Origin of the sequence: Nocardia sp. NPDC051052 (assembly GCF_044456045.1) — a bacterium.
In the GTDB taxonomy this organism is placed as follows: Bacteria; Actinomycetota; Actinomycetes; order Mycobacteriales; family Mycobacteriaceae; genus Nocardia.
The window spans coordinates 189,413-197,540 of record NZ_JBITFL010000016.1 but is presented as its reverse complement, the minus strand read 5'-3'; the positions used below and the strand labels follow the sequence as shown (position 1 = coordinate 197,540).

The 8,128-nt window shown below is 67.4% G+C and carries 5 protein-coding genes; 1 reads left to right on the top strand and 4 read right to left on the bottom strand.

The genetic code is table 11. From position 1 onward, the window contains the following. Positions 1-468: 468 nt before the first annotated feature. The 4 genes from ACIBCN_RS38790 to ACIBCN_RS38775 all read right to left on the bottom strand — a co-directional run bounded on the left by ACIBCN_RS38790 (position 469) and on the right by ACIBCN_RS38775 (position 5,776). The gene (locus ACIBCN_RS38790; RefSeq protein WP_396997115.1) at positions 469-1,464 is read right to left on the bottom strand and encodes a TAXI family TRAP transporter solute-binding subunit; all 996 of its coding nucleotides are present in this window, start codon (positions 1,462-1,464) and stop codon (positions 469-471) included. Positions 1,465-1,673: 209 nt separating this feature from the next. Further along, complete coding sequence (locus ACIBCN_RS38785; protein ID WP_396997113.1) at positions 1,674-2,669, bottom strand: TAXI family TRAP transporter solute-binding subunit; 996 nt, start codon at positions 2,667-2,669, stop codon at positions 1,674-1,676. Continuing rightward, positions 2,666-4,693, bottom strand: coding sequence for a TRAP transporter permease (locus ACIBCN_RS38780; RefSeq protein ID WP_396997112.1), 2,028 nt, complete (start codon positions 4,691-4,693; stop codon positions 2,666-2,668). The genes ACIBCN_RS38785 and ACIBCN_RS38780 overlap by 4 nt, the downstream gene beginning before the upstream one ends. A gap of 90 nt (positions 4,694-4,783) precedes the next feature. Further along, positions 4,784-5,776 (bottom strand): helix-turn-helix transcriptional regulator, encoded by a 993-nt coding sequence (locus ACIBCN_RS38775; protein ID WP_396997111.1) that lies wholly within the window; start codon positions 5,774-5,776, stop codon positions 4,784-4,786. A gap of 62 nt (positions 5,777-5,838) precedes the next feature. Between ACIBCN_RS38775 and ACIBCN_RS38770 the strand changes: the two genes are divergently transcribed. Next, positions 5,839-8,124 (top strand): ATP-binding cassette domain-containing protein, encoded by a 2,286-nt coding sequence (locus ACIBCN_RS38770; RefSeq protein ID WP_396997110.1) that lies wholly within the window; start codon positions 5,839-5,841, stop codon positions 8,122-8,124. Positions 8,125-8,128 lie beyond the last annotated feature (4 nt).

Sequence of the window (8,128 nt, the reverse complement as noted above, 5' to 3'; positions counted from 1 at the left end):
TCAACAACCGGGGGGTATGAGAGGCCGGAACCAATTAAACAATTGGCACTGACATTCATCGACACACTATTGAGTTCTCAAAGAACACACGCACACACCACTTCGCGGGCTTGGCCCGGTCGGTCGGTGAGGCAACTTTTCAAGCTTAGCGCAACCATGAACCCGACGTGAAATCGGGGTACCGGTCTTGCCAGTGTGAGCGTCAGGCGCTCCTCGTCCTACCTCGTTTCCCGGTCCATCCGCTCAGCGTTTCCGCTGGGCTTCTCGGCTCCGGGTCGGTGTCCGTGTCGCTCTGACTTGAACTAAGTTACGCGGCGGCGAACGCCACGTCAAATCGCCTGCGCAGCCCGAGAATTCGCAGGTCAAGGCCCCTGGCATCGGCCGAGGATCGGCCTGAGTCACCCGAATGTGACCCAGACCACCCAGACTTCATCCGAACGAGTCCACGCGGCCGCCTCGCGGGCCCCGTCAGTTGTCCAGCGCGTGCTCTGCCCCGCGATGCAGCGGTACCGGATTCGTATCCCGGGCGGTGTCGCGCACGATCCCCCTGGCCGCGGCGTTCGCCTGCTCCAACTGAGGTTTGCGATCGAAGAGTGCCTTGGTGAGAACACACGCCACGTCGGCATCCAGGTTGTCGCGCACCAACAGCACGTTGGGCACGACGATCGATGGCACATCCTCGGACAGTCCATAGGTAGCCGCGGGAATGGTCCCCAATTCGTAGACCGGGCTCAGGATGCGCATCCCGGCCAACTCCTCGGAGGTGTCGAGGAAGCGGAACTTGTCCTTGGCCGAGGCGAACAGCTCGGCGAGGCCCGGCGTCGGCAGGCCGCCGGTAAAGAACAGTGCGTCGATCGACCCGTCCTTCATACCGGCGACAGCCTTGGTGAGATCCAAGCGGTTGACCGCGATGTCGCTGTCCGGGTTCAGGCCGCCGGCCCGCAGGATGCGGCGCGCCAGCATCTCCGTGCCTGATTTCGGAGAACCGGTAGACACCCGCTTACCGCGCAGCTCGGCGATGGAGGTGATGCCGGAGTCGGCACGCACCACCACCTCGGTATAGCTGGGGTAGAGCCTGGCCAGCGCCTGCACCGGCTGCTTCTCGCCGTCGAAGGTGCCGATGCCGAGCACCGCGTCGGCGGCCGTGTCGGTCTGCGCGAACGCCACCTGGTACTTCCCCGCCACCAACTGCTGGATGTTCTGTACCGAGGCCATGGTCTCCGCGGCCGTCGCCGATATCTTGCCGTCGGTGGCCAGTGATATCTGATCGGCGTAGGCACTGCCGAGCGTGGCGAACACCCCGGTGGCGTTGCCGGTGGCGATCCCGAGCTTGGTCGCCTGCTTCACCTCGCAGGTGACCGGGGCACCCGAGTCGGTGAGCGACTCGTCCTTACTCTTCCCGCACCCCGCCACGAATCCCGCCGACACCGCGACCACGGTGACCACGATCGCCACTCTTCTCATCTTGTCCTCCCTGGCGCGAGCCGGGCGGCCACGTCGGCCGACCAACCCGTTCGCCCACCTACTCGACACCCGTGCGGGCAGCGCAACGTCATCGACCAACACCGATGTTCGACAAGGCGTGACGATAGCAACGCGACACTCCCAGCTAATGAAAAACGTTGGTATCCGGTCGTTTTTCAGCGTTCCAGCAACGCGACAGCTGGCCGTTCCTACTTGGCCAGGGCGTGGTCCGCGCCGCGGTGCAGCGGGACCGGCTCGGTTTTGCGCGCATCGTCGCGGGTGATGTCTTTGGCGGCCGAGTTTGCCTGTTCCAGTTGGGGTTTGCGGTCGAAGAGGGCCTTGGTGAGGACGCAGGCCAGGTCGGCGTCGAGGTCGTCGCGAACCAGCAGGACGTTGGGGACGACGATGGTTTTCGCGTCGGCGGGCAGGCCGTAGGTGGCGGCGGGGATGGTGCCTGCCTCGTAGACGGGGCTCAGCTTCCGCATGGCGGGGAGCTGGTCGGTGAGGTCGAGGAAGCGGACCTTGTCCTTGGCGGAGGTGAACAGATCGGTGATGCCGGGCGTCGGCAGGCCGCCGGAGAAGAACATCGCGTCGATGGAGCCGTCCTTCATACCGTCGACCGTTTTGGTGAGATCCAGGCGCTGAGCGGAGATGTCGCTGTCGGGATTCAGGCCCGCGGACTGCAGTACGCGCTGAGCGATCACCTCGGTGCCGGACTTGGGCGAGCCGGTGGACACGCGCTTGCCGCGCAGGTCGGCGACGGAATTGATGCCTGCGCCGGTGCGCGCGACCACCTGGGTGTAGTTCGGGTAGAGCCGCGAAAGGGCTTGCACCGGTTGCTTTTTGCCGTCGAAGCTGCCTGCGCCGAGCACGGCGTCCGAGGCGGTGTCGGCGAGCGAGAACGCCACTTGATAGGTGCCTGCGACGAGTTGCTGGATGTTCTGCACGGACGCGCCGGTCTCCGCGGCGGTGGCCTTCACCTTGCCGTTGGTGGCCTGGGAGATCTGGTCGGCGTAGGCGTTGCCCAGCGCGAAGTAGACGCCCGTCGCGTTGCCGGTGGCGATACCGACCCTGGTCTCTTGTTTCGCCTCGCAGGTGATCGCGCCGCCCGCGTCATGCTGCGGCGCGTCCCGGCGGCCGCCGCATCCGGTCAGCAGCCCGGCCGATACCGCGGCGACGGCGAAAACTATGGCGACTCTTCTCATATCGTCCTCCTTCGAGAGAGCAGAGTGATCCCGACGGCCGCGGCCAACGCGACCAGGCCGGCGATGAGCGCGCCGGTCTTCAGGTACAGCAGCAACAGACCGCCGAGCGCGGCCAGCGCCCTGGCGAGCGGCTTGGCCGGGCCGATCCCGAGGATCCAGCCGCCGGTGGCCACAGCCAGGGCCGCGACGCCGAGGCAGGCGACGGCCGTGGTCCACAGGATGCCGAGCACCGGGCCGCGGCCGAGCAGGTATTCGCCTGGTTCGGTGAGCACGAAAACGACCGGGACCAGGAAGGCGGGCAGCGCGTACTTCAGCGCCTGCCACATGGTCGGCACCGTGCGGGCACCGGTGACGGCGGCGGCACCCACCGCGGCGAGCGCCGTCGGCGGCGTCACCTCGGACAGCACCGAGTAGTAGAAGACGAACATGGCGGCCGCCGCCGGTGACACGTCGAGCGCGAGCAGCGCGGGACCGATGATCGCCCAGCCGATGATGAACGACGCGGTCACCGGCACGGCGAGGCCGAGCAGCGCCAGCGCGATCGCCGCGAGCACGACGGTGCAGGCCAGCACCACGGTGTGGTTGTCCGACACCGACTTCGCGGCGCGCACCAGCAGCGACGCGAGTTGTGCGCCAAGCCCGGTCTTGGTGGTCATCGCGGTGATCACGCCCGCCGAGGCACACACCGCGACCACCGGCAGCGCGGCCCGCACCCCGCTGCCGATCGCGTAGAACACCCGGCGCGGCGAGAGCGCGGTCTCGCGGGTGCGCGGGTCGAAGAAGGCGAGGAGGAAGGCCAGCGCCGTCGCGTACACCACGGCCTTGGTGGCGCTGACGTCGAGCAGCAGCAGGACGACGATCGCGATCAGCGACAGGAAGTGGTAGCCGAAGCGCAGCAACAGCCGCCACGCCGAGACGCCGCCGGTCTCCACCGGTTTGGTGCCGAGCCGGCGCGCGTCGATCTCCACGGCCAGCAGGATGCCGAGGTAGTAGAGCAAGGTCGGGATCAAGGCCCAGCCGAGCACCGTCACGTACGAGACGTCGAGGTATTCGGCGACGATGAACGCGGCGACGCCCAGGGTGGGCGGCGAGAGAATCGCGCCGACTCCGGCGGCGGCGAGCATGCCGCCTGCCTGCTCCGGCGGGTAACCGGCCCGCTTCAGGATCGGCCAGGTGACCGCGCCGATGGTCACGGCGGTCGCGGTGCCCGAACCCGATACCGTGCCGAGCAGGAATCCCGAGGCGACGGCGGTGCGTCCGGCGGCGCCGCGTGAGCGCCGGAACAATGCCACCGACAGGTCCACGAAAAACTGTGCCGCACCGGAGAATTCGAGCACCGCGCCGTACAGCGTGAACAGCACGATGTAGGTGGCCGCGACATCCAAAGGCGTGCCGTAGAACCCGCTGCCCGAGTTGTACAGCGCGTCGACGATCTGCCCGAAGTCCAAGCCCGCGTGCGCGATTGTCCAGTCCTGCGGCAGGAATCCGCCGTAATACCCGTACGCCACGAACACCAGACAGACCGCGACGAGCACCCAGCCCGTGGCCCGCCGGCACGCCTCCAGCACGAGGACGAGCAGCACCGCGCCCATGGCGACGTCGACGGGATCCAGCAGCCCCTGCCGGTCCAGGAAGGCGTTGTACCCGCCGCCGCCCGAACCGATCGAGAACGGCAGCACCGGATAGAGGCAGACCAGCACGGCGACCACGGCGAGCAGCCAATCGAATGCGCCTGGCCCATCGCCCCGATCGAGGAACCGCAGGCCGGATCGGTACGCCAGGAACACCATTGGCAAGGTCGCGGCGAGGAACACCACCAGGTAGTACTGACTCCCCTGCGGCAGTGGCCGAAATACCTGCCACACCACCAGGATCGCGACCACGAAGGACGTCGCCGCGACCACCCGCTCGGCCCAGCCGGTCAGTACCCGGGCGGGCCGCTCCTCATCATCGACCTCCAGCAACGTGGGCCGATCTTCCACGGGCGCCTCGGATTCCAAACGCTCGCCCGCCGTGTTCGACATGGCGGAACGATAGCAACGCACGACCGGTCGTATACCGGTATTGAAAACAGGCGAATCGGTCATTTTCCAGGTCCGGGCCGCCGGTGACGATCAGTGCACGTCAGCCCGCGCTTGGTTGCCGCAAATTCCGGCTGCGCGAAGCAGTTTGGTGCCGACGTCGTGCAGCATGCGCCGCATCTCGGGTGGTTCCTTGACCTCGAACTCGATATCGAGGTGGGCGATCCGGACGGCGGTCCATTCGAGCGAGTCGGCACTGGTGCGGATCAGGCAGCTGCGGTCGTCGATCGGTTCGACCTCTTCCGGTCGCACACGGAAGGTTTCGGCCAATCGCTCGGCCGAGGCGTGCACGAGGAACACCACGCTGCGCGTCGGCCGCGCGTGGGCCAGCTGGGCCGCGACGAAGGCCGCCGCGTCATCGCCGGGCAATTCCCTTGGCGGGCAACGCACTCCGGTCGGGAATGGGGTGTCGAGACGGTCCAGCCGGAAGGTCCGCCAATCGGCACGGTCGATGTCCCAGGCCACCAGGTACCAGCGGCGGCCCGCCGAGACGAGGCTGTGTGGCTCGGCGAATCGCTTGCTCTGCGCGTCGCTCTTGTCGCGATAGTGGAAGCGGATCCGCTCGCCGTCGCGGGCCGCGGCGGCCAGCACGACCAGGGTTTCCGGGTCGACGCGCGGTCCGGCGGCCGGGCCGCCCAGCGAGACGGTCGCCGAGTCGATCGCGTCCACCCGGCCGCGCAGGCGCGAGGGCAGCACCTGCTGGAGTTTGACCAATGCCCGGGCGGCCGACTCTTCGATACCCGCCACCGAACCCTGGGCGGCGCTGCGTAAGCCGAGGGTGATCGCGACCGCCTCCTCGTCGTCGAGCAGCAGCGGCGGCAGGTCGGTGCCCGCTTCCAGGCGGTAGCCGCCGACCGAGCCGAGGCTCGCGTGCACGGGATACTCCAGCTCACGCAGCCGTTCGATATCGCGGCGCACGGTACGCACGGTGACGCCGAGGCGATCGGCCAGCTCCGGGCCGGTCCATTCGCGGCGGGTCTGCAGGAGCGACAGCAATTGGAGTAGTCGTGCGGCGGTCTCGGTCACCGTTTCAGTATGGCTCGCAATGAGGACTGATCCTGACCTCATTGCCGCATAGCGTGGGTGTAGTGAATGCAGAGCGAGACACCATCCAGATCGTCGGCGCCCGCGAGAACAACCTGCGCAACATCTCGCTGGAGATCCCGAAGGGCAAGATCGTGGTCTTCACCGGGGTGTCCGGCTCGGGCAAATCGTCGATCGTTTTCGGTACCGTCGCGGTCGAGTCGCAGCGCCAGCTCAACGAGACCTACACCTGGTTCATCCGCAACCGGCTACCGAAGTACGAGCGTCCCGAGGCCGACGCGATCGACAACCTGGCCCCCGCGGTGGTCGTCGACCAGCGACCGATCGGCGGCAACTCGCGCTCCACGGTCGGCACCATGACCGACATCCAGTCGATCATCCGGGTGCTGTTCTCCCGGCACAGCGAGCCGAGTGCCGGTGAGGCAACGAGCTATTCGTTCAACGACCCGCTCGGCATGTGCCCGGAGTGCGGCGGGCTCGGCCACGTGGTGCGGCCGGACCTGGACAAGCTACTCGACACCGACAAGTCGCTCAACGAGGGCGCGATCACCTTCGCGCCGTTCGCCATCGGCACCTTTCAATGGCAACTCTATGCCCAGTCAGGGCTTTTCGATCCTGACAAGCCGTTACGTGACTTCGACGCGGAGGAGTGGCAGCTGTTCCTGCGCGGCAACGGCTTTCGGGTGCCGCGGCCGAACAAGACGGGGGGTGTGGGGAGCAACGCCTATGAAGGGCTGCTCGAACGGTTCGATCGCCTGTACATCAAGCGCGATCTCGACTCGCTGTCGGACAAGAACCGGGCGGCCGCGCGGGAGGTGGTCACCGAGGAGATCTGCCCGGCCTGCGGTGGGGCGCGGCTGAGCGCGGCCGCGCTGGCCAGCCGGATCGACGGGCTCGGCATCGCCGACTACGGCAGGTTCGAGGTGTCGGATCTGATCGAGGTCCTCGGCGCTATCGACGATCCGATGGCCGAGGTGATCGCCCGAGCCGCGATCGCGCGACTGCGGCGGATCGAGGAGGTCGGTCTCGGCTATCTCTCGCTGGATCGGGAAACCTCGTCGCTGTCCGGCGGTGAGGCGCAGCGGCTCAAAGTCGTTCGGCATCTCGGGTCGAGCCTCACCGGCATGACCTACATCTTCGACGAGCCGAGCGTCGGGATGCACCCGCGCGATGTCGGCAGGCTGAACAGCCTGCTGGTCCAGTTGCGCGACAAGGGAAATACGGTGCTGGTGGTCGAGCACTCCCCCGATGTCATCGCGATCGCCGACCAGGTGGTGGACATGGGCCCCGGCGCGGGCGGGCACGGCGGGCAGGTCGAATTCCAGGGCACGGTCGAAAAGCTGCGGGCCTCGGGCACGGTGACCGGCGAGCGGCTGCGCCGGGTGCAACGAGTCAAGCACGAGACGCGCACGCCGACCGGATGGCTGACCGTCGCCGATGTCGAGCTGCACAACCTGAAGAACGTCACCGCGCGATTCCCGATCGGTGTGCTGACCGCGATCACCGGCGTGGCCGGTTCGGGCAAGAGCACGCTGGTCTCCGGCGCGTTCCTGGCCGCGCACCCCGACGCGATCGCGGTGAGCCAGGCTGCGATTCACGCGTCCCGCCGGTCCAGCCCCGCCACCTATATCGGCATCATGGATCCGCTGCGCCAGGTGTTCGCCAAGGAACACGGCGTGAAGCCGGGCCTGTTCAGCTTCAACTCCGACGGTGCGTGCCACGAATGTGGTGGCGCGGGCGTTATTTTCACCGATCTCGCGTACATGGATCCGATCACCACCGTATGCCAGACCTGCCACGGCAGGCGTTTCCGGCCCGAGGTGCTCACCTACGCGGTACGCGGCGTCTCCATCGCCGACGTGCTGGACATGACCGCCGAGCAGGCCCTCGAGTTCTGGGATGGCCACGCCGACAACAAGATTCGCACCCCACTGCGCTCGTTGAACGAGGTCGGCCTCGGCTACCTCACCCTCGGCCGTTCGCTCAGCTCGCTGTCCGGCGGCGAACGCCAACGCATCAAACTGGCCGACCATCTGCATCGCAGCGGCGGCGTCTACGTCCTCGACGAGCCGACCACCGGCCTGCACATGGCCGATGTCGACACCCTGATGGCGCTGCTGGACCGCCTGGTCGACGCGGGCAACACCGTGCTCGTCATCGAACACGACCTGGATGTGGTGAAACGCGCGGACTGGGTCATCGACCTCGGCCCCGACGGCGGCAAGCACGGCGGCGAGATCGTGTTCGCCGGAACGCCCGCCGCACTGCTGGCCGACGAGAACTCGATCACCGCCGACTACCTGCGGCGAAGCGTGGCCGACGCGGCCTGAGTCG